This is a genomic window from Castellaniella sp. (assembly GCF_034675845.1).
In the GTDB taxonomy this organism is placed as follows: Bacteria; Pseudomonadota; Gammaproteobacteria; order Burkholderiales; family Burkholderiaceae_B; genus Castellaniella.
The window spans coordinates 2,301,520-2,323,053 of sequence record NZ_JAUCCU010000001.1 but is presented as its reverse complement, the minus strand read 5'-3'; the positions used below and the strand labels follow the sequence as shown (position 1 = coordinate 2,323,053).

20 protein-coding genes and 3 tRNA genes are annotated in these 21,534 nt (G+C 59.0%); 9 read left to right on the top strand and 14 right to left on the bottom strand.

The features are described from left to right. Positions 1–4 precede the first annotated feature (4 nt). Positions 5–940, top strand: coding sequence for a protein translocase subunit SecF (secF, locus tag VDP81_RS11170; RefSeq protein WP_323012325.1), 936 nt, complete (start codon positions 5–7; stop codon positions 938–940). A gap of 445 nt (positions 941–1,385) precedes the next feature. Beyond that, entirely contained in the window at positions 1,386–4,322 is a 2,937-nt protein-coding gene (locus VDP81_RS11165; RefSeq protein ID WP_323012324.1) for an EAL domain-containing protein, read from the top strand. On the opposite strand, the gene lnt is transcribed toward VDP81_RS11165, so the two are convergent. From lnt to VDP81_RS11115, 10 genes are all read right to left on the bottom strand, one after another. Beyond that, positions 4,226–5,812, bottom strand: coding sequence for an apolipoprotein N-acyltransferase (lnt, locus tag VDP81_RS11160; RefSeq protein ID WP_322996338.1), 1,587 nt, complete (start codon positions 5,810–5,812; stop codon positions 4,226–4,228). The two genes, VDP81_RS11165 and lnt, sit on opposite strands and share 97 nt — an antisense overlap. Continuing rightward, positions 5,809–6,690 carry an HlyC/CorC family transporter gene (locus tag VDP81_RS11155; RefSeq protein WP_323012323.1) on the bottom strand — a complete coding sequence of 294 codons (882 nt, stop codon included), beginning with the start codon at positions 6,688–6,690 and terminating at the stop codon, positions 5,809–5,811. Before VDP81_RS11155 ends, lnt begins: the two co-directional genes overlap by 4 nt. Before the next feature lie 89 nt (positions 6,691–6,779). After that, positions 6,780–7,262: an rRNA maturation RNase YbeY gene (ybeY, locus tag VDP81_RS11150; protein WP_322996445.1), complete on the bottom strand. Its 483-nt coding sequence runs from the start codon at positions 7,260–7,262 to the stop codon at positions 6,780–6,782. Then, positions 7,252–8,277, bottom strand: coding sequence for a PhoH family protein (locus VDP81_RS11145; RefSeq protein WP_322996336.1), 1,026 nt, complete (start codon positions 8,275–8,277; stop codon positions 7,252–7,254). The genes ybeY and VDP81_RS11145 overlap by 11 nt, the downstream gene beginning before the upstream one ends. Further along, positions 8,274–9,638: a tRNA (N6-isopentenyl adenosine(37)-C2)-methylthiotransferase MiaB gene (gene miaB, locus VDP81_RS11140; RefSeq protein ID WP_323012422.1), complete on the bottom strand. Its 1,365-nt coding sequence runs from the start codon at positions 9,636–9,638 to the stop codon at positions 8,274–8,276. Before miaB ends, VDP81_RS11145 begins: the two co-directional genes overlap by 4 nt. A 214-nt stretch (positions 9,639–9,852) precedes the next feature. Continuing rightward, the gene (gene rlmF / locus VDP81_RS11135) at positions 9,853–10,821 is read right to left on the bottom strand and encodes a 23S rRNA (adenine(1618)-N(6))-methyltransferase RlmF (RefSeq protein ID WP_322996443.1); all 969 of its coding nucleotides are present in this window, start codon (positions 10,819–10,821) and stop codon (positions 9,853–9,855) included. 90 nt (positions 10,822–10,911) lie between these two features. After that, a tRNA-Asp gene (locus tag VDP81_RS11130) sits at positions 10,912–10,988 on the bottom strand. 16 nt (positions 10,989–11,004) lie between these two features. Next, positions 11,005–11,080 (bottom strand) — tRNA-Glu (locus VDP81_RS11125). A 34-nt stretch (positions 11,081–11,114) separates the two neighbouring features. Continuing rightward, positions 11,115–11,190 (bottom strand) — tRNA-Ala (locus VDP81_RS11120). 120 nt (positions 11,191–11,310) lie between these two features. Then, a complete protein-coding gene (locus VDP81_RS11115; RefSeq protein ID WP_322996335.1) occupies positions 11,311–12,636 on the bottom strand; it encodes a cellulose synthase subunit BcsC-related outer membrane protein in 1,326 nt (441 codons plus the stop codon). 503 nt (positions 12,637–13,139) lie between these two features. Here VDP81_RS11115 and bioB point away from each other — a divergent pair. Next, positions 13,140–14,129, top strand: a complete 990-nt coding sequence (gene bioB / locus VDP81_RS11110; protein WP_322996334.1) for a biotin synthase BioB — start codon at positions 13,140–13,142, stop codon at positions 14,127–14,129. 7 nt (positions 14,130–14,136) lie between these two features. Continuing rightward, on the top strand, positions 14,137–15,003 hold the full coding sequence (locus VDP81_RS11105) for an EamA/RhaT family transporter (RefSeq protein WP_322996333.1): 867 nt from the start codon (positions 14,137–14,139) through the stop codon (positions 15,001–15,003). Here VDP81_RS11105 and VDP81_RS11100 read toward each other — a convergent pair. Then, positions 14,920–16,314 carry an MFS transporter gene (locus tag VDP81_RS11100; protein ID WP_322996332.1) on the bottom strand — a complete coding sequence of 465 codons (1,395 nt, stop codon included), beginning with the start codon at positions 16,312–16,314 and terminating at the stop codon, positions 14,920–14,922. The genes VDP81_RS11105 and VDP81_RS11100 overlap by 84 nt on opposite strands. A 71-nt stretch (positions 16,315–16,385) precedes the next feature. Here VDP81_RS11100 and moaC point away from each other — a divergent pair, with 71 nt between their 5' ends. The 5 genes from moaC to glp are packed head-to-tail and all read left to right on the top strand — an operon-like array spanning position 16,386 to position 19,349. Beyond that, the gene (moaC, locus tag VDP81_RS11095; RefSeq protein ID WP_323012322.1) at positions 16,386–16,880 is read left to right on the top strand and encodes a cyclic pyranopterin monophosphate synthase MoaC; all 495 of its coding nucleotides are present in this window, start codon (positions 16,386–16,388) and stop codon (positions 16,878–16,880) included. Next, positions 16,861–17,112 (top strand): MoaD/ThiS family protein, encoded by a 252-nt coding sequence (locus VDP81_RS11090; protein ID WP_322996330.1) that lies wholly within the window; start codon positions 16,861–16,863, stop codon positions 17,110–17,112. Before moaC ends, VDP81_RS11090 begins: the two co-directional genes overlap by 20 nt. 37 nt (positions 17,113–17,149) lie before the next feature. Next, positions 17,150–17,620: a molybdenum cofactor biosynthesis protein MoaE gene (locus VDP81_RS11085; RefSeq protein ID WP_322996329.1), complete on the top strand. Its 471-nt coding sequence runs from the start codon at positions 17,150–17,152 to the stop codon at positions 17,618–17,620. Beyond that, positions 17,617–18,138, top strand: coding sequence for a molybdenum cofactor synthesis domain-containing protein (locus tag VDP81_RS11080; protein ID WP_322996328.1), 522 nt, complete (start codon positions 17,617–17,619; stop codon positions 18,136–18,138). The genes VDP81_RS11085 and VDP81_RS11080 overlap by 4 nt, the downstream gene beginning before the upstream one ends. A 2-nt stretch (positions 18,139–18,140) precedes the next feature. Next, on the top strand, positions 18,141–19,349 hold the full coding sequence (glp, locus tag VDP81_RS11075; protein WP_416233249.1) for a gephyrin-like molybdotransferase Glp: 1,209 nt from the start codon (positions 18,141–18,143) through the stop codon (positions 19,347–19,349). A gap of 5 nt (positions 19,350–19,354) precedes the next feature. Here glp and mobA read toward each other — a convergent pair whose 3' ends face one another. From mobA to VDP81_RS11060, 3 genes are read right to left on the bottom strand one after another with little or no spacing between them, the layout of a single operon-like run. Then, positions 19,355–19,942, bottom strand: coding sequence for a molybdenum cofactor guanylyltransferase (gene mobA / locus VDP81_RS11070; protein ID WP_323012320.1), 588 nt, complete (start codon positions 19,940–19,942; stop codon positions 19,355–19,357). Continuing rightward, complete coding sequence (gene moaA / locus VDP81_RS11065; protein WP_322996325.1) at positions 19,935–21,017, bottom strand: GTP 3',8-cyclase MoaA; 1,083 nt, start codon at positions 21,015–21,017, stop codon at positions 19,935–19,937. Before moaA ends, mobA begins: the two co-directional genes overlap by 8 nt. Before the next feature lie 48 nt (positions 21,018–21,065). Beyond that, complete coding sequence (locus tag VDP81_RS11060) at positions 21,066–21,527, bottom strand: universal stress protein (RefSeq protein ID WP_322996324.1); 462 nt, start codon at positions 21,525–21,527, stop codon at positions 21,066–21,068. Positions 21,528–21,534: the final 7 nt, after the last annotated feature.

The following is a 21,534-nucleotide window of genomic DNA, read 5'->3' as shown; positions in this document are numbered from 1 at the left end:
CATCATGGAATTTTTTCGCATCCATCGCACCATTCCGTTCATGCGGCATGCGCTGATCCTGAACCTCATCAGCCTGCTTACCTTCATCGCCGCCGTGTTCTTCATTGCCACCCGCGGCTTTCACCTGTCGATCGAGTTCACTGGCGGCACCGTGATGGAAGTCCATTACAGCCAGACGGCGCCCGTGGGCGAAATCCGCAGCGCCATCGAAACGCTGGGCTATTCAGACTTCCAAGTCCAGAACTTCGGCACCTCGCAGGACGTCATGATCCGCCTGCCAATACGCCAGGGTGAAGACGCCTCGGCCCAAAGCCGCACCGTGCTGCAGGCCCTGCAGGTTCAGCACCCGGATGTCCAACTGCGCCGGGTGGAATTCGTCGGCCCCCAGGTGGGCGAGGAGCTGCTGCATAACGGCCTCATGGCATTACTGTTTGTCGTGGCCGGAATCATGGCGTATCTGGCGGTGCGTTTCGAATGGAAGCTGGCGGCCTCATGCGCCATTGCCAACCTTCACGACGTGGTGATCATCCTGGGATTCTTTGCCTTCTTCCAGTGGGAATTCTCCTTGGCGGTGCTGGCCGGGGTATTGGCCGTGCTGGGGTACTCGGTCAATGAGTCCGTGGTGGTGATGGACCGTATCCGGGAAAACTTCCGCAAACAGCGCAAGGCCTCGGTACGCGAAATCATCAATACTTCCATTACACAGAACATTTCGCGCACCATCATCACCCACGGCTCCACCCAGATGATGGTGCTGTCCATGTTCTTCTTTGGCGGCCCCACCCTGCATAATTTTTCCCTGGCGCTCACCATCGGCATCTGGTTCGGGATTTACTCCTCAGTCTTCGTGGCGGCGGCACTGGCCATGTGGATGGGCATCCAACGCGAAGACTTGATCAAGCCCATCAAAAAAGAAGGCCCCGAAGTGGAATTGGGATAATTCCAGACACAAAAGAGTCCCCTGCGGACTCTTTTGTGCAGGAATTATCGGAGTGGCCTGCAGGCCACGACGTGGGGGGCGCCACGCATCTAAGCAATCCCCTATCCCTCCCCTGCGGACTCTTTTGTGCAGGAATTATCGGAGTGGCCTGTAGGCCACGACGTGGGGGGCGCCACGCATCTAAGCAATCCCCTATCCCTCCCCTGCGGACTCTTTTGTGCAGGAATTATCGGAGTGGCCTGCAGGCCACGACGTGGGGGGCGCTACGCATTTAAGCAAGCCTCATATTCCCCCCTCCATCAAAAGCCTGATATCCCCCCTGGGAGTCAGGCTTTTGTTCAATTCAGCAGGACTGTTTATCCGCTAACATGAGCAATAGCGACAGGACTGTCAATGCATTCTTTGCTGTCGTGCCGTTGTCTGTCAAAAGACTCCACCCAATTGCATGCGTTCACCATTGTCCAAAAAATCAGGCTTGACCATCTTCAGGTTCCCCGGGCTTAGGGCACTGTCTATCGCGTTTTACGTCGTGATGCTGGTGTTCGTCCTGGGCAATACGGCTGTCATGGTGACGGCGCTGTCGCGCTACGACAGGGTCCTGGACCAGACCATGACACTGGACGCCATGCGCACGCTCAGCCAAAAAGTGGCGGTACGCGCCATGCAGCTATCCGATGGCGGCTTGCTGCAAACCAGCCAGATCACCCAGGAAACCCAGGATCTGGATCAGGCCTTGTTGGCGCTGGAGCGCGGAGGCGTTGTCAACGACCGCGAAATCTCCGCTTTGCGGCAACCCCAGGCGCGCCAGCTATTGCCCAAAATCCAGCGCGATTGGATGGTCCTGAAAAGTCGGCTACGCGCCGTCATACTGGCCTCCTATTCGCAGACCGAAAGCACACGGGACGATTCCCGGGAAAATACCTTTGGCATCCAGCGTCAATGGATTGCCGATGATGCCAACGCTTTTCTGACCAGCTTGAACACGGCATCCGACGTACTGGTGCCGCTGCTACGCAAAGAGAAAAGCCAGGCCCTGGCCTGGATTGCAAGCCTTTTACTGGTCGCTTCAGCGATGCTGCTGCTGGTGTTCGTGCTCGTGCGTCGCGGCCTGGTGCTGCCCCTGACCGATCTACGCCGCGCCGTGCAGGATCTGACCCGGGGCAATTACACCACCCGTATTGTCCCGGCAGGCGCGCCCGAGCTTGTCCAGATCGCCCAAAACTACAATCTGGGCATCCAACAGGTCCATGACCTGCTGACCCAAATGCACGAGAAACAGGTGGGCCTGGAACGCGCAGAGATCATTTTCCAAGGACTGGCCGCCAACGCCATTGTGGGGATCTTTCTGCTGGCGCATGATCGCTTCAGCTTCGTCAGCCAAAAAATGGCGGATATCTTTGGCTATGACCCGGATGAAATGATCCGGCACATGACGCTGCTGTCGGTGATTGCACCGCGCGAACGCTATCTGGTCGACGAAGCCCTGAAATCAGGCGGTGACCGATCCACGACACTGCGTTTTGAGCGCCACGGGCGCCGCAAGGACGGCAGCCTGTTCGACATCGAGGTCTATATCACTTGGGTGGGGTCAGGCCAGGACACGGCTGTGATCGGGCTGGTGCAAGACATCACCGAAAGCAAACAGGCGGAGTCCTCCGCCCAACTGGCGGCGATTGCCTATGAAAACAGCAGTGAGGCCATCGTCATCACCGATGCCACCGGGGTCATCATCGACGTGAACCCAGCCTATTCCCGGATGACTGGCTATTGGCCCGACGAAGTGGCCGGCGAACAACTGCTCTTGTTGCGCCCAGGACGCCATAACCGTGACTTTTACGACCCTATGTGGCATGCCATCAACACCAAGGGCCGCTGGGAAGGAGAATACTGGCTGCAGCGAAAATCCGGCGAGGAATACGCCCAGCGAGTCGTACTGGATACGGCCTGGAATCACGACGGCTCGGTGAACTGCCGGGTCGTGATGCTCAGTGACATCACCCAGAAAAAACATATCGAAGCCACGATCTGGCACCAGGCCCACCACGACCCCCTGACCGGCCTGCCCAACCGACAGTATTTCAATGAAAGACTGAACGTATTGGTGACAGAATCCAATCAGAACGAACAGCCATTGGCATTGCTGTTTTTGGATCTGGATCTCTTCAAGGAAGTCAACGACTCTCTCGGACATGGGATAGGCGACCAGCTACTCATCGAGGTTGCCCAACGGCTGCGAGACTGCACCAATACGGACCAGCATTTTGTCGCGCGGCTGGGCGGGGATGAGTTCGTCATCGCCGTCACCGATAACCCAAGCAAATCGCAGTTGGATACTTTGTGTCAGCTGATTCTGGACTCGATCACCGAGCCTTATCTGCTGGCGGGCAATCGCGTACGGATTTCAGCCAGCCTGGGGGTTGCCTTGTATCCCCAGGACGCCACCAACGCCGAGACTCTGATGCGCCACGTGGACATGGCCATGTATGAAGCCAAGGCTGCTGGACGCAATACGTACTATTTCTTTGACCAGTCCATGCGCGATCGGGTCAATATGCAGCACGACCTGCTGACGGCGCTACCGCAGGCCTTGCAGGCCGGGCAGTTTTTTCTGCTTTATCAGCCGGTATATTCCTTTGAGACCGGCCAGATCCTCAAGGCCGAAGTCCTGCTGCGCTGGCGCCACCCGATATTTGGGGTGATTTCCCCGATGGAATTCATCCCTTTTGCCGAAGAACGTCAATTGATCAAGCCGCTGGGCGAGTGGGTATTCCAACAGGCGATCACCCAACTGGGGTTCTGGCGCGAAACCCTGGCACCAGACCTGCGACTGACCATCAATATTTCACCAGGGCAGTTTGGACTGGCACAATCCGGGCTGGACATGGTGCTGGAGCTGCTGGATTCGATGGGAATTCCTGCCGACAGCCTGTCCCTGGAATTCAGCGAACGCATGTTGCTGGACCTGTCGCCTCTCGCCCAGGACCGCCTGCGGACCCTGCATCAATCCGGCATGCGTTTCAGCATCGGCGCCGTCTCCGTCGGGCTGCCCGCCTTGCTGGCATCACAGCAGCTGCACTTTGAAATTCTCAAGCTCGAACCCCAGGTCACCAAGGAAATTTGCACTAGCAATACGGCGCTGGTGGTGTGTGAGTCTGTCGTTCAGCTAGCCCACCGATTGGGCATGCGCATCGTGGCCGAGGGCATCGTCAGCCAGGACCAATATATTCGGCTGCAAGCCATGGGCTGCGATGCGGGCCAGGGCTACTGGCTGGATCAGCCGCTCTGTCAGGCAGCCTTCGAGCAGCGTTTGCGCGACCTGAACGCCAGCAACAAACCCAATGCCAACCACCCCAAAATCGGGCCATTGCCCCAGCGCACATAAGGTGTAGTACCTGTCGTCCCCTGAACCTCCACGTCCAGCACCCCTGGCCTGGCCGGGTCCAGCATGCCGCGCACCTCGCCATGAGGGTCGATAGCCGCTGTAATGCCAGTATTGGTGGCTCGAATCATCGGCCGGGCAGTCTCCAGTGCCCGGATGCGCGAGATCCACAAGTGCTGGCGCAATGCCCAGGTATTGCCGAACCAGGCCAGATTGCTGATGTTCACCAGAATATTGGCGTCGGATTCCCGCTGTGCATGGATGGCCGTGGCGATCTCCTCGCCAAAGGCGTCTTCATAACAGATATTGACCGCAAAATTCTGACCCTGCACGGCCACAGGCGCCTGCCCCAGCGACCCTCGGTCAAAATCCCCCAGTGGAATATTCATGGCCTGAACAAACCAGTGAAAGCCTGGCGGAATGAATTCCCCAAAAGGCACCAGATGGTGTTTGTCATAGTGCCAGCGCTCTGATACCAGCGGTGCCTCTGTGTCCTGTGGCTGGATCAAGGTGGCGCTGTTGGTATAGCGGTCGCGGCCGTCGGCCTGGGTGTGCAGCGGCAGGCCCAGCAGAATCCCGGCCTGGGTGCGGCTGGCCAGATCCAGCCAAGGTTGCCAGACGGCGGGCGGGATGCGGTCCTGCATATAAGGCATGACCGTTTCGGGCAGGATGATCAAGGCTGGTTGATCGGCAGGCACCTTGGCGGGTAGCCCGGCCAGCTGCAGCAGATGCTGCTGAGTCGCCATGAATGCCTCAGGCCGGAATTTCATTTCCTGGGGCGTGGCGGGCTGTACCAGGCGCACCAGCATCGGTTCACCATGGGGCCGTCCCCACTCGATATGCGCCAGGGCAATGCCCAGCAGCCCGCTGGCCAAGGCCAAGGCAATGGTGCTGGCGGCGCTGCGATCATAGGCCGTGTCCTTGGCCCGCAGCATCAGGGCGATGGCGCCCGCTGCAAAGGCGGACAACCAGGCCAAGCCATACACACCCACCAAGGGCGCCCAGGCGGCAAACATGCCTTCGGCATGGGCATAGCCCGCGTTCAACCACGGAAACCCCGTGAACAGCGTCCCACGCAGCCATTCGAATAAAGTCCAGGCGCTGGCCCAGGTCAGGGCGTTCAGGATTTGGCGCGGAGCGCCTTGCTCGGGCTGGGCGCAACCCGCGCATAGCCAGGCGCTCAGGGCGCACGCCCCAGCCGCATACAAAGCCATGGCCGCTGCAAACAACAGCAAGGCCGCCACGGCCAGAGGCAGAGAGAGGCCCCCGTACTGGTGCATGCTGATGGTCAGCCAGTACACCCCAATTGAAAACTGCATCAGGCCAAACAGCCAGCCATACCAGGCAGCCCGGCGCACGCTGTGCGCCTTCCAGGTATAGGTGGCCAATACGGCCAGACTGGCGATCTGCACAAACGGCAGACTCCAGCCGGGCAGCGGACCTGGGGCAAAACAAAGGGCCTGCAAGGCCCCGGCAAGCAACACAGTGATCATGGTGTAGGCGTATCGGCGGTATCTTCAGGAGGAGTCAGGCGCTGGAGATGCAGCCAACGCGCACGCTTCCCGTCGGCACCCACCACGGTAAAGACCAGCCCTTGGGCTTCGTAGCGTTCACCCCGGCGCGGAATATGGCCAAGTTCGGCGGCCAGCCAACCGTTCAAGGTATCGCATTCTTCATCCGGCAGATTCACATCGAAGGCCTCGTTGAAGTCCTCGATCTCGGTGGTTCCCATGGCCCGCCAGCTATTGTCGCCGGTGCGAAAGATGGTTTTTTCATCTTCGTCGTCGAATTCATCTTCGATCTCGCCGACGATTTGTTCCAGCACGTCTTCCATGGTGACCAAGCCACAGATGCCACCATGCTCGTCGATGACGATGGCCAGGTGGTTACGGCTGACGCGGAATTCGTGCAGCAGCTCGTTCAGGCGCTTGGATTCGGGAATAAAGACAGCGGGCCGAACCAGCGCCCGGATATCCAGGGCATGATCCGATAGCGCCAACAGCAGGTCTTTGGCCAGCAATACACCGATGATATTGTCGCGGTCGCCTTCGTAGACAGGAAAGCGCGAATGCCCTGTGTCCGTGATGATCGGCATGAGTTCGGCCAGCGGCTGAGTGACATCCAGCAGGTCCATGCGGGATCGAGACACCATGATGTCAGCGACGGTCTTGTCTGCGACTTCCAGTGCCCCGGAGATCATCGCATAGGATTCGCCATCCAGAATGGAATGATCATGGGCAGCCTCCAGCACGGCACGAATACCTTCGCGATCGGCGGGCGGCGCAGGCCGCAACAAAGCCTTGAGACGGGAAAATAAAGAGATCGACGGCTTAGGTCGAGGGTCGGGGTCTGGGGAGTGAGGGTCTGGCATTGTCCGAAGGACGAGTAAGGAATGCTCTAGCATAACCGAAAACCCAAGCACATCAGAGATATCGGAATCTCCGTGCCGCGCGTGCAGATTTAATCGGATATAGAAAGATAAGGATCGGGATACCCTTGGCCAGCCAGGATCGCGGTCTCCAACGACTCCATCTGCTCGGCCTCGTCAGGATCAATATGGTCATAGCCCAGGGCATGCAGTACCCCGTGAGTCACCAGATGAGCGGCGTGTTGCTGTAGAGGCTTGCCTTGTTCAGCGGCTTCTTGGTGCAGTACCGGCACGCACAAGACAATATCGCCACTGATCAAGCCGGAAGGATCTGCCCCATATTCAAAAGTCAGTACATTGGTGGCGTAATCGCGCTGCCGCCAGGCGGCATTCAGGCTGCGGCCTTCGTCGGCATCCACCAGCCGCAAGGTCAGGGCCACAGGCTGCCCGGCACGCGGATCGGGCGCGGCCAGCGCGACAGCCAGGGCGCGGCCTACCCAGCGGCGCAAGCGCCAGCGCGGTAGTTCGGGCGCATCCGTGGCGTACTGAATGCTGAGGGAAAAATCAGGATACATGGTCACCGGCTTTTTCATAGGCATCCACAATTTTTGCCACCAAAGGATGACGCACCACATCGCGGCTGGTAAACCGGGTCTGGGCGATGCCCGGCACACCATCCAGAACATCCAGCGCATGCAAAAGACCACTTTGCTGGTTTTTCGGCAAGTCCACCTGAGACGGATCGCCATTGATCACGGCCTTGCTGCCAAAACCGATGCGCGTCAGAAACATTTTCATTTGTTCCGGCGTGGTGTTCTGGGCCTCATCCAGGATGATGAAAGCATGATTCAGCGTACGTCCGCGCATATAGGCCAGGGGCGCAATCTCAATCGTCTGTTTTTCGAAGAACCGCTGGGTTTTTTCAAAGCCCAACAAATCGTACAGCGCATCGTACAAGGGTCGAAGATAAGGATCGACTTTCTGAACCAGATCACCCGGCAAAAAACCCAAACGCTCGCCAGCCTCGACGGCCGGGCGGGTCAGCACCAGACGCGCCACGGATTCACGTTCCAGCGCATCGATGGCGCAGGCCACCGCCAACCAGGTCTTGCCGGTCCCGGCAGGCCCCACGCCAAAGGTCACATCATGGTTAAGAATGGATTTCAAGTAATCGCGCTGACGCGGGGTGCGCGGGCGCAAATCGGACTTGCGGGTACGCAGGCTGATGCCTTCTTCGTCATCGACCGGGGGCAGTTCCGGCAGGTGGCTGGCAATATCATCCGCCCCCGCAGGCGCCACCACGCCGCGGCTACCCAGCTCGACCAGGCCTAGCTGCAGGGTGTCCAGGGCCAAAGGCTTATGAGCGGCACGCTCGTGAAACCAGCGCAAGGCCTGGCTGGTCTCGGCGGCGCGGGCGCCCCGGATGCTGAAATGATTGCCGCGCCGGCTGATGATGACATCATGGGCTTGTTCGATCCGCCGCAGATTTTCGTCCAACGGACCGCAAAGATTGGCCAGCTGGGTATTGCTGCCACTGATCTGGAACGTCAACGGGCGATTGCCCGTGGCGGGAGTACGACGGGTGCTCATGCAGTGATTCCATCGGTTTCGCTGGTAACGATTTCACCGCGCAAGGTATTGGCCAAAGCCTGGGTAATCCGCACATCCACCATCTGGCCGATCAGGCGCGGCTGACCGGCAAAATTGACGATGCGGTTGTTTTCGGTGCGGCCTTTCATGTCGGCCGGATCTCTTTTGGACGGCCCTTCGACCAGCAAGCGCTGAATACTGCCCACCATGGCCTGGCTGTAGGCGGCGGCCTGTTCATTGATGAGCGTCTGCAGACGATGCAGGCGGTCCAGCTTGTCAGCCTGCGAAACGGGGTCATCCAGATCGGCTGCCGGCGTCCCTGGGCGTTTGGAATAAACAAAGGAAAACGACTGATCAAAGCCGACGAAGCGCACCAGATCCATCGTTTTCTGGAAATCATCTTCGGTCTCGCCGGGAAAGCCAATAATGAAATCCGACGACAAGGTCATGTCCGGACGGACGGCCTTCAAGCGACGGATAATGGATTTGTACTCCAGGGCGGTATAGCCACGCTTCATGGCGGCCAGCACGCGATCGCTGCCCGCCTGCACCGGCAGATGCAGGAAAGGCACGAGCTTTGGCAGGCGGCCATGCGCCTCGATCAGGCGGGCGGTCATTTCCTTGGGGTGCGAGGTGGTGTAGCGGATGCGCTCGATGCCGGGAATATCATGCACATAATCCAGCAGCATGGCGAAATCAGCGATTTCACCTGCATCACCCATGAGGCCACGATAGGCGTTGACGTTCTGCCCCAGCAAAGTGACCTCGCGTACCCCTTGGTCGGCCAGATCGGCAATTTCGGTCAAGACGTCATCAAAGGGACGCGAGACTTCTGCCCCCCGGGTATAGGGCACCACACAGAAGCTGCAGTATTTGCTGCAGCCTTCCATGATGGATACATAGGCGCTGGGGCCTTCGATCCGCGCCGGGGGCAAGGCGTCGAACTTCTCGATCATCGGAAAGGAAATATCCACCTGGGACCGGCCGGAGGCACGGCGGCGATCGATCAGTTCCGGCAAGCGGTGCAGGGTTTGCGGCCCAAAGACCACATCCACATAGGGCGCGCGCCGCACGATGGCCTCGCCTTCCTGGCTGGCGACACAGCCGCCCACGCCGATCACCAGATTGGGATTGGCCTGCTTCAGGTGCTGCACACGACCCAAGTCGGAAAAAACTTTCTCTTGGGCCTTTTCGCGCACCGAACAGGTATTGAACAAAATGATATCGGCGTCGTCCGGCGTGTCGGTGAGCTCGACGCCTTTAGTGGCGCGCAGAATATCCACCATCTTCTGGGAATCGTATTCGTTCATCTGACAGCCAAAGGTGCGGATGAACAGTTTTTTATGCTGGCCGGGTTCCATGGGCTGCAGCAGACCGGCCAGGGTTTCATCCTGGGCCTGGCGCCAGGCCTGGTCTTTCAGATGTTCGGCAGATTCACGAGAGGCGGGAATGACGCCAGGACGGCGCGCAGGGATGTCTTGCATGTAATAAGCGCCGGTGCGGGTTTATATCCCGGGGGCGAAAAAATGGGTAATCGAGCATTTTAGCGTATGGGACGCTGCCGTTGGTACGAGTCTAGCCCCAGCGCTCATTGCGCCAAGCCGCTTGTGCTGCAGCGTTTAGAAACGTCCAGGCAACGAAGCGACTTCTCTTTTGCCCCTGTGTCATTTCCACGACGCGCACATCGAACGCGTCAGCCTTTCTTAGGGCATACAACACACTGGGCAAGTTAGACGCCTTGGACACCAGCGTACTGAACCAAAGCACTTGACTGCGAACGGCTATGCTCTCTTCTATCATGCTGCGTATAAAGCGCGCTTCGCCGCCCTCGCACCACAGTTCAGTACTTTGCCCGCCAAAATTCAACACAGAAGGTGTTTGTTTGGGTATGGCCTTGCCCAGGCCACGCCATTTACGTCGCGTGCCGCTTAATGCATCTTCTCGTGACATATGGAAGGGAGGGTTGCACAGCGTCAGGTCGAAATAGTCGTTTGCACTCAGTAAGCCCTGAAAAATATGCTTGTGCGATTTTTGCTGGCGTAGTTTGATTGCGACGGATAAGCCACGATTAGCGTGAATCATGGTTTGCGCAGATGCCAGCGCATTCGTGTCGATGTCCGATCCCAAAAACCACCACCCATATTCGGCATGACCAATTAAGGGATAGATGATATTCGCACCCACGCCGATATCGAGGACGCGTACTGACGCTCCACGGGGAATGATTCCTGTATTGCTGTTGGCCAGCAAATCGGCCAGATAGTGCACGTAATCGGCACGACCCGGGATAGGCGGACATAGATAATCTGCAGGGATATCCCAATGCTCGATGCCGTAAAAGGACTTTAATAAGGCACGATTGAGGGTCTTGACTGCAGCAGGGTCGGCGAAATTGATGCTTTCGTTGCCATGCGGATTCAAGAAGACGAAAGCGGCCAGTTCGGGCGTGCCTTCGATGAGAGAGTCAAAGTCGTAACGGCCTTGATGGCGGTTGCGTGGATGGAGCTGGACCGTCGTTTTGACAGGTGTTGTTGACTTGGAAATGGAATCACCTGATTTTTAGGATAGTGTCGGCTTCCACGGTGAAGACGAAAAAAACCTGATAGCTGTTAAGCTATCAGGTTTTTGAATAGTTGGCGGAGCGGACGGGACTCGAACCCGCGACCCCCGGCGTGACAGGCCGGTATTCTAACCAACTGAACTACCGCTCCAAGCGATGCCATTAACTGGCGTCCCCTAGGGGATTCGAACCCCTGTACCCACCGTGAAAGGGTGGTGTCCTAGGCCTCTAGACGAAGGGGACAGTACATCGATACTTCATTCATCGTTGAAGAGTTTGGTGGAGGTAAGCGGGATCGAACCGCTGACCTCTTGCATGCCATGCAAGCGCTCTCCCAGCTGAGCTATACCCCCAAACAAGGTCTTCATCAACGAAGAAGCGAGATTATGCACAATTTTTTAGACGTGTGCAAGTCGATTGGGGCTTTTGACCAAAATACGTGGAAACAAATTGTAAGCAACGCCGATCCCAAGCTACTTGTACTCGGAATAGGCGGTGATCGGCGACACCGGCAAGGGTAGGTTGCCCTGCCAGGGCTGAAAGGTATAACGCAAATAAATCAATGCCCTACTGGGAGAATAATCCTGGCTTTTCTGTAGGTCCAGCGCCGCACCCAACACCCAATGGTTATTTAGCCGACGTTCCGCAGACGCCTGCAACTGATAGCCAAAGCCCCCGCCACCAGAACCCGTGGTCTGACTGGCCGCCATCACGCTGGCCGCCGAAACGCCTTGGCCTGCCAGCGTATTCAGTGGACTGCCCAGCAGGCCCGGCAGCGGGTAATACGTCCCATCCGCCGTTCTGGACCAAGATCGGGAGACAGAGCCGCCGATGGTGTAAGACCAATCCGCAGTGCGGTGGGCGTAGCGCACCGGCAGCGACAAGGAAAAATACCGTTGCGGGCTGTAGTAGCCACCCTGCCCCAGGGTGTATTCGCTGAGATCCTTCTGATAGGTCCAGTACATGGCATTCAATCCCAGGGTGAACTCGGTATCCACCCGATTGATCAGACGACGGTAATACCCGCCCATTAGCCGCGTGCGTGTATTGTCGGCGACATTTTTTCCAGTCAGGCGCTGATGGCTGATGTCAGCCCACACGCCGTCGCGCCCGCCCTGATCCCAGCTTAAGCCCAGGCTGGGCCCTGTGGCCACCACCCCGCCCCAGGCCTGCCCTGTACGCGGATCGACAGTTCCCGCATAAGACAACAGAGAGTTGCTCATGGGGCGGCGCGACAAGCTCAGGCGCCAGCCCAACTGGCCCAGATCCCCCCGATAGCTGATACCCCCCAACCAATTACTGACTTCAAATCCAAAGGGGCTATGCCCCAGATCGACGGCCCACCGATCATCGACATAGCCCAGGGCTACGCCGGTCCCTATGGCGGTCTGGCTCAGGCCACCTGAGCAGCCCGGCAAGGATCGGGTGACCCCGCCTGCATCCGCACCCTGCATATTGCAGGTACCAAACCATTCCGTGTGGCTGCCCGTGTCATCCGTATCAAAAGTACCGGCATCCAGGCGCACATGATCGGCTTGAATAAATGCCCGTCCCCGGCCTAGCGGGATATCCAAACGCGCAATGCTGGTGCCTGACCACAAGCGTGACACGCCAGGCGCACCATCACGGCGGAAAGCCGTGTCTTCCTGCACAGTCAGGGTAGGATTGCGGCGCTCATACAGTTCAGCGGTTTCGCTGCGCACGCTACGCACGCGCCAATCATCGTCATCACGCAGGCGCGTCGCCCGGGTCAGCGCCACGGGACAGACAAAGCTGAGATGTGCGGCAAACCAATGCAATACACCCCTCCGGCCTGTAAGCGCCGACGCTCGACAGGCGTTTCCTGCAGGTGCAGATCAATATGATCGATTGAGTTTCCAGAAACAGGCGTGAGATGCGAAGTCATTGGTACTCATGTGGGACGTGATTTGTCATGCAGAGGCCGTACAAGGCACGAAAATAAATTATGTCACCAAGTCGTATTGCTAAGTAACATATTATTCAGCTAATAATACATAAATTACATAATTAAAATGTATTTTTTTTATTTATCAAACAACTTGCACCTTTTCGCGTGGTGCCAAAAAATAGATAAATTCGCAGAAATTACAATTATTAACATAGAAATTTGGCATGTCCCCTCCAGGAAATTCAATGCCTAACACACGCTTCAGATACACACTTTAATGACATTAGAAAGAAATAGAGAAAACTTAATGATTTTTAACAAAGCTCGGGCAATTGCATTCACGTCCTGCGCGGCCTACCATCGCCGCTGTTTTCATCTCTTTGGCTGCTTTCCATGCCTGACTGTCTGCGACACGAAACACTGGAATCCGCCTGGCCCGCCCAGGCAATTCTGGACTTGTTTGCCCTGCCCCTGAACGATCTGCTGCTACGCGCCCAAACCGTGCATCGCCAACACCACCCCGCCAACGCTGTGCAGCAATCCAGCCTGCTATCCATCAAGACCGGGGCCTGTCCGGAAGACTGCGCTTACTGTCCTCAGTCTTCGCGCCATGCCACCGACGTGGAATCAGCCCCTCTGATGCCCTTGCCCCAGGTGCTGGCGGCCGCCCGCACAGCCCAGGCAGCCGGCGCCCAACGGTTTTGCATGGGGGCTGCCTGGCGCTCGCCCACCGAAAAGCAACTGGATGGCGTGATCGCACACGTACAGGCTGTCAAGGCCCTGGGCATGGAGACCTGCGTCACGCTGGGCATGTTGAAGCCCGGTCAAGCCGAACGCCTGAAGGCGGCAGGACTGGATTATTACAATCACAACCTGGATACCTCACGGGATTACTATGGCGAAATCATTCAGTCCCGCACCTATGACGACCGTCTGGAGACCCTGCAGCGCGTGCGTGACGCGGGCCTGAAAGTCTGCTGTGGCGGCATCGTCGGCCTGGGTGAGTCCCGCGAAGTCCGTGCCGACCTGATTGCGACGCTGGCCAGCTTGCTGCCCTATCCAGAGTCCGTCCCCATCAACCAACTGGTCAAGGTGCCCGGCACCCCGCTGGCCGACGCGCCGGACCTGGACCCCTTGGAATTCGTGCGCACCATTGCAGTGACCCGGATCGTGATGCCCAAAACCGTCGTGCGCCTGTCGGCAGGCCGCGAATCCATGCACGACAGCACCCAGGCGCTGTGTTTCATGGCCGGCGCCAATTCAATCTTTCACGGTGAACAGCTATTGACCACCGCCAACCCCAGGGCCGAGGCCGATGCCAGCCTGTTCCAGCGCCTTGGCCTGGTGAGCATGCCCATGTCCTCTGATCTGCACAAGGCCTGAGCCCACCATGCATACATTAATTCTCAGCATCAGCTTCAGCGTTCTGGTGTCCGTTTTCCTGAAGCTCGCCCGGCACTATCGACTGCAGATCGAGCAGGCTATCTTCATGAATTACGTGATGGCCTGCGCCCTGTGCCTGTGGCTGCTGCGCCCCCCCCTGGAGACCCTGGGCCAGCAAACGCCGACAGGCTGGACCATCTTGATCCTGCTGGGGGTGTTGCTGCCTTCGGTATTTTTGATCATGGCGACGGCCGTGCGTCAGGCCGGCATTGTCCTCAGCGACACTGCCCAGCGCCTCTCGCTGATTGTGCCGATCGCCGCCGCATTTCTGATTTTCAACGAGTCCCCGTCCGGACAGAAGATCATCGGCATCATGCTGGCCCTGGCCGCCTTGGCCTGCCTGCTGCGCCGCCCCAGGGTTCCCGCCGACAGCACAGCACCAGCCAGCTACACCGGACGGCTGTTCTGGCTATCCCTGCTGGGGGTCTGGGCGGGCTACGGCATCATCGATATTTTGTTCAAGCAAATGGCCCGCACCGGGTCTGGCTTCACCAGTACGCTGCTACTGAGCTTTATGTTGGCCGGGACGCTGATGGGGCTGTGGCTGGTGCTACGTCGGACCACCTGGGATATCCGCAGCCTGGCATCCGGCGCCTTGCTGGGAGGCTTGAATTTCAGCAATATTTATTTCTATATCCGCGCCCATCAGACCTATCCGGAAAACCCCACCCTGGTGTTTGCCGCCATGAACATCGGGGTGATTTCAGTGGGAGCGCTGGTGGGGGCCGGATTATTCAGAGAGCGGCTTAGCCGAACCAACCTGGGCGGTATCGCCCTGGCCCTGATTGCCATCGTCCTGCTTTTTCCCCGCTGAGTCAGCCTGATCCGCTGCTGGGCCTTCGGGCAAAGGAATTTCCGCCTCAGGGATCGGATCATGCGAAATATCGCGTTCTATATCGACCCGGGGGTCCAGCACGGCCATGACGTGGGCATTTTGCAAGGTATCGGCCATGGGCACAAACTGTGTCGGCGCATCCACACTGACGTGATCGCCGCGAACACGCTGTTCCCGGATAAAGATCACCAGCACCGCCGCACATGCCGAGACAAAAACGAAATACATATCGCCACCCCAGACACGCATCAGCAGACCCACCAGCAGCGGGCCCAGACAGGCTCCTACCCCATAGACCATATACAGCAGGGCGCTAAGCCCCACCCGCCGTTCTGGATCGACGTTATCGTTGGCAAACGATGTGCCCATGGGATAGAGCGTGAACTGCACCACCCCCAGCACAATCGAAAACCCCACCAGGGCTGGATAGGAAAACTGCAACCAGCCCCACAACGGCACCCCCAGCACCACCAGCACCAAGGCACCCACCCGAATCAGGGTGACCCGGCTGACGCGATCGGCCAACCAGCCTATTGGCCACTGGCAGAGCAGGCCAGCCGCCAACGAAGCCGCCAGAAAAACCCCCACCTGATGATTGTCCATGCCTTGTTGCAGACCATACACCGGTGCCAGGCCATAAAAAGCGCCATTCAGCAGGCCGGCGATGAACAAGACGGTCAGAGACAGGGGGACACGAGCCAGGTAATAACGCACGGCCAGGGGGGCAGGTACTTGCAAAGCCGGGTGCATGCGCCGCGTCAAGGTGATGGGCAGCAAACTGAGGACACAGCAGATCGCGGCAAACACCAGCGGCTGATAATCCAGGTCCGGGAACAACCCCAAGGTGAGTTGCCCAAAGACCGTCCCCAATCCTGTGGCCACCATGTAAAACGCAAATACCGTGCCCCGGGAGGCATTTTCGGTCTGCTCGTTCAGCCAGCTCTCGATGGACACGAACAAGCACACCATGGACAGACCAGCGATCAGGCGCAACACCAGCCAGAACCAGAGATCATGCACCATGACCATGAGCAGGATGCTGATGGTGGTGATCGCCCCGCAGGCCGCATAAGCACGGATATGCCCCACCTGGATGATCAGGCGGTGCCCGAACCTGGCCCCCAGCACCAGGCCCAGGTAGTACGATGCAATCATGGCACCGACCCAGACCTCGGAAACGGATTCCGCCGTCAGCCGCAGCCCCAGATAGGTATTGAACAGCCCCGAACTGAGCAACAGAATCAGGGTAGCGAGATAAAGGGAAAAGAAAGCGCCGATGGTCTTGGCCATGAACAAATCCGGTGGATACCGCACGACCGACTCGGCGGCAATCTGAACGAAATATCCGATATGATAGAACGATGAAAGAAAACGAAGTCTCTCCCACCCTGACGCACCTGGACGAAAACGGTCAAGTACGTATGGTGGATGTCGGCGATAAGGCTGCCACGGCGCGCTGCGCCATTGCCCAAGGCCAGGTACGTCTCAGCCCACACGCATGGCGCCTGCTCTCAGCCCAGGATAACGCCAAGGGCGAAGTCCTGAACACCGCCCGCGTGGCCGGTATTCTGGCGGCAAAGCGCTGTGCCGAACTCATTCCCCTGTGTCACAGCCTGCCCCTCAGTTTTGTGGGGGTGGACTTCGTGGCCGACGATGCCAGCCATACCCTGACCATTCGCAGCACCTGCCGCACCAACCATCAAACGGGCGTCGAAATGGAGGCCATGACCGCCTGCACCGTCGCCGCGCTGACGGTCTACGATATGTGCAAGGCTGCCGACAAAGGCATCGTCATCGATCAGGTGCGACTGGTCTATAAATCCGGAGGTAAAAGCGGTGAATGGCGCCACGATTAAGGTCCTGTATTTTGCCCAGGTGGCCGAACACCTGGGCACCCGCCAGGAAATTCTGCCATTGAACGCACCGGTGCAGGCCGGGGCCTGGCTGGACGCCCTGGCGACCCGTTGCCCAGCCCTGGGTGCCGCAAATCGCCTGAAAATCGCCATTAACCAGGAGCACGCCGGGCGCGATGCCCTGATTTCCCCCGGCGATGAAGTCGCCGTCTTCGAACCCGTCACCGGCGGCTGATGGCCGACGCACGGCACGATTTTCCCCGAGACCAACCATGGTTCTAATCCAGACCGAATGCTTTGACACGGCTGCACTGATCAATCAGCTGCAAGTACGCAGCGCGGGCCAGGCAGGCGCATTTGTCCATTTTCTTGGTACCGTGCGCGATTACAGCCCCGATACGCAATCCCACAGCCTGACCCTGGAACACTACCCCGGCATGTGCGAACGCGAAATCCAATTACTTTGCGATCACGCAAAGCAGCGCTGGGATATTCTGGATACGCTGGTGGTGCACCGGGTCGGCGAACTCGCACTAGGCGAGCCCATTGTTTTTGTTGGCGTCTCCAGCGTCCACCGTGGCGACGCCTTTCGCGCCTGTGAATACATCATCGACACATTGAAAACCCGGGCACCTTTCTGGAAACGCGAAACCCTGGCCGATGGCCAGGCGTTCTGGGTCCAGCAGCAAGACGCCGATGCTCAAAAAACCGCCCAATGGGAATCTCTCCCCGACCATCCATGAAAGCCGACCCCTCTCTTCCCGCCGTCAGCCTGCACTGTGCCGTACTGACGATTTCCAGCCGCCGCACAACTGCTGACGACAGCAGCGGCGATTACCTCAGTACCGCCCTGCAAGATGCCGGACATATCCTGCACACCCGGGGGCTGTGCGTCGACGACCGCTACCAGATTCGTAAAGTCCTGAGCGACTGGATTGCCGACCCGGCCATTGAAGTGATCATCTGCAATGGCGGCACAGGCTTTACCCACGAAAAATCCACGATTGCCGCCGTCAGCCCCTTGTTGGATCAGGCTATCCCTGGGTTTGGTGAACTCTTTCGCCACCTGTCATGGCTGGATATCGGTTCTTCGGCCCTGCAATCCGACGCGCTGGGCGGAACGGCCAATCACACCCTGGTGTTTTGCCTGCCGGGCTCAACAGGAGCCTGCCACCTCGCCTGGGAAAAAATCCTGCAGCCTCAACTGAACAGTCGTCAGCCACCTTGTAATTTTGCCAGCGCGTATCGGAGACATGCCTGATGTTGATGGATTTTGATCGTGCCCAGGCACAGTTGGCCGAGCGTGCCCAGCCCCCGGTGGGGCAGGAAACCCTGCCCTTGGCCGCGCTGCTTGGGCGCGTGCTGGCAACCGATATCCAAGCCACGCTGAACCTGCCGCCCGCAGACAACAGCGCCATGGACGGCTATGCCCTGCGTGCCGCAGACACGCACCAAATTCCCATTACCCTGGCTGTGCAACAGCGCTGTTTTGCCGGCCAGACTCCCCAGGCCTTGTTGCCCGGTCACGCCATTCGCCTATTTACCGGCAGCGTGCTGCCCGCTGGGGCCGATACCATCGTCATGCAGGAAGACTGCCACGAAGATGAAACCGGCGTGACCTTCACGGCTACAGCCCAAGTCGGCCGCCATATCCGCCGCCAGGGCGAAGACATGCGCCAAGGTGACCGCATCCTGGCGGCAGGCACTATCCTGACCCCCGGCGAAATCGCTGTGCTGGCCGCCCAGGGCATCGACCAGGTGGCTGTATTCCCCCGGCTGAAAATCGGCATCCTGACCACGGGCGACGAACTGGTCCCCCCTGGTCAGCCCTTGCCGCCCGCAGCAATCTACAACTCCAATGCCCCCATGCTGGCCAGCCTATGCCAAGGCCTGCACACGGCCCCGGTTCAGCTACGCCATGCCCGTGACAATGATCACGCCATCCAGCAAGCGCTATCAGAACTCGCCAACGAGTGCGACCTGGTACTCAGTGTCGGCGGCGCCTCGGTGGGCGAAAAAGACTTGGTCAAACCCGCCATCGAGGCCCTGGGCGGCAGCCTGGATCTCTGGCGGGTGCGCATGAAACCCGGCAAGCCGGTGGCCCTGGCTACCTTGCACGCACGCACGCTGGTGTGCCTGCCCGGCAATCCGGTATCCGCCTTTGTGGTGTTCGCTCTGCTGGTCAGCCCCTTGATCCGCGGCCTGCAGGGCCGCAAGCAGGTCCTGCCCACCGTGCGGCGCGGCATCCTGGCCAGCGACCGCCCGCTGGGCGGCGAGCGCGATGACTTCATCCGCATCCAGGCCCGACAACCCGCGTCAGGTTTGCCGACACTGACCCCGCACACCCAGCAAAGCTCGGGCGCACTCAGCAGCCTGGCCTGGGCCGATGGCTTGGCCCGGATTCCTGCTGGCACGCCATTGCAGCCCGGCACTGAGGTCGATTGGTATGCACTGACGGACTGGTTGGCCTAGGGGCCCTAGGTCTGAATCCAGTCCTCTGGCGTATTCAGATTGCGCAGACAGTCGGCATCCGGAAAATCCACCGCCTGCCCATTGCAGACCCGCAGCCAAGCCTGAACCCGGCACTGCCCGGAACGCAAATAAACCGCCAAAGCATCTTGCAGACTGCGATGCAACACCAGGCACAAAGGATGAGGACCATCCGGCGTGCGCGCATAGGCGGGCTGGGACGGCGTGACTGCAGCCATCAGGCTCGCCAGCATGTGATCGGGCCAATGCACCACATCCACCGGCAGGACAAACAACCATTGTCCTTGCATATTGCGCAGGCCCGCCAGCACACCTGCCAACGGCCCGCAGTCCTGAAACTCAGGATCATCCGCCACCACCTGGCCATATAGCGCGTAATCCTGAGCGTGGCGGTTGGAACTGATCCAGACACGATCCAGCCCCTGGGTCCTGAGATAATTGCAAACGTGATATATCTGCGGCTGACCGTGTCTATACATCAAGCCTTTATCAATGGCGGGCAAGGCGTGAGTGCGCATACGCCGCGATTGGCCACCGGCCAGCACCAAGGCTTCGGTGGCATGAGCATCAGCCACCGATATAGCTCATCTCGATTTTATGGTCGCGATGGGCCTGGCCGCGTAATTCGGAATAACGATCCCCGCGCATCTGCCAGATGCCCGCCAAACGATCCCGCAAGGCTTGTTCGTTGGCCCCCGAGCGCAGCAGGGTACGCAAATCATGGCCTTGTTCAGCGAACAAACAGGTAAACAGACGACCTTCCGGCGACAGGCGCAAGCGCGTGCAATCCCCACAAAACGGCTGAGAAACGCTGGTAATCAGGCCGATCTCACCGGCACCATCGGCATAGGTCCAGCGACTTGCGACCTCGCCCCGATAGTGTGCCTGCGCGGGCTGTAGTGGAAATTCGCTGCCGATCAGGCGCACGATCTCGGCCCCGGTGACGACCTCGTCCATGCGCCAGCCATTGCTGTTGCCGACATCCATGTATTCGATGAACCGCAGGACATGACCACTATGGCGGAAATGGCGCGCCATGGGCAGGATCTGGGCATCGTTCATGCCCTTGCGCACCACCATATTGACTTTGACTGGAGCCAGCCCGGCATCGGCTGCCGCCTGGATACCCGCCAAAATAGTCGCCACCGGCACCCCGCTATCGCTCATGCGCTCGAAAAGAGCATCATCCAGCGCATCCAGGCTGACGGTCACCCGACTCAGCCCAGCCTGGGCCAAGGATGCGGCCTTACGTGCCAAGAGCGTGCCATTGGTGGTCAGGGTGATTTCCGGCACCTGACCATCGGGCGTGCGTAAATCCGCCAGCATGGCCACCAGGACTTCGATTTGCTTGCGCAATAGGGGCTCGCCCCCTGTCAGGCGGATCTTGCGCACCCCCTGAGACAGCGCCACTGCGGCCACCTGGGTGATTTCCTCGAAGGTGAGCAAGGCGCTATGCGGCAGGAACACATGGTCCGCCCCGAAGACTTCGCGCGGCATGCAATAGGTGCAGCGAAAATTGCAGCGGTCGGTGACGGAAATGCGCAAATCGCGCAACGGCCGCCCGTGCGTGTCACGCACGGCCTCGCCGGGAGCGAGCTCGGGCGCGGACGCAGGCTGGTCTTTGGGGTGGTGATAGATGACGCGGCTCATGGTGCAGCCCTGGCCAGCCATCGGGCCGACCAGGCCGAAAGTAAGGGTTTAATCGTTTTCTTTGACGCGGTAAACCAGAGTGGCGACCTTTGCCAAGCCCAGGACCTTGACGGTGACGCTACCCAGCAGCAGGCGGGACAAACCGCTGCGGCCATGGCTGCCAATAAAGATCAGATCGCAGCCTTCTTCTTTTGCGGCATGCACGATGCCATCGGCCACATTGAAGTTGGACACGGCTTTTGCGCTGGCCTTGACCCCTGCGGTGGCGGCGCGATCCAGCACTTGTTGCAGGTATTTCTGGGCCTGTTCGGCCGCAGTACGGTCGTAATCTTCGTCGGTAATGGCATAGGCGGCCGCCATGCCATCAAAGCCGACCGTGGCGGCAAAGGGCTGCGAAACATGCAGCGCCACGACTTCAGCCCCAATGGTGCGGGCGAAACAGACGCCCTTGTTGGCGGCCTGGGCCGAGAGTTTTGAACCGTCGGTGGGGATGAGGATTTTCTTGAACATGCAGAAC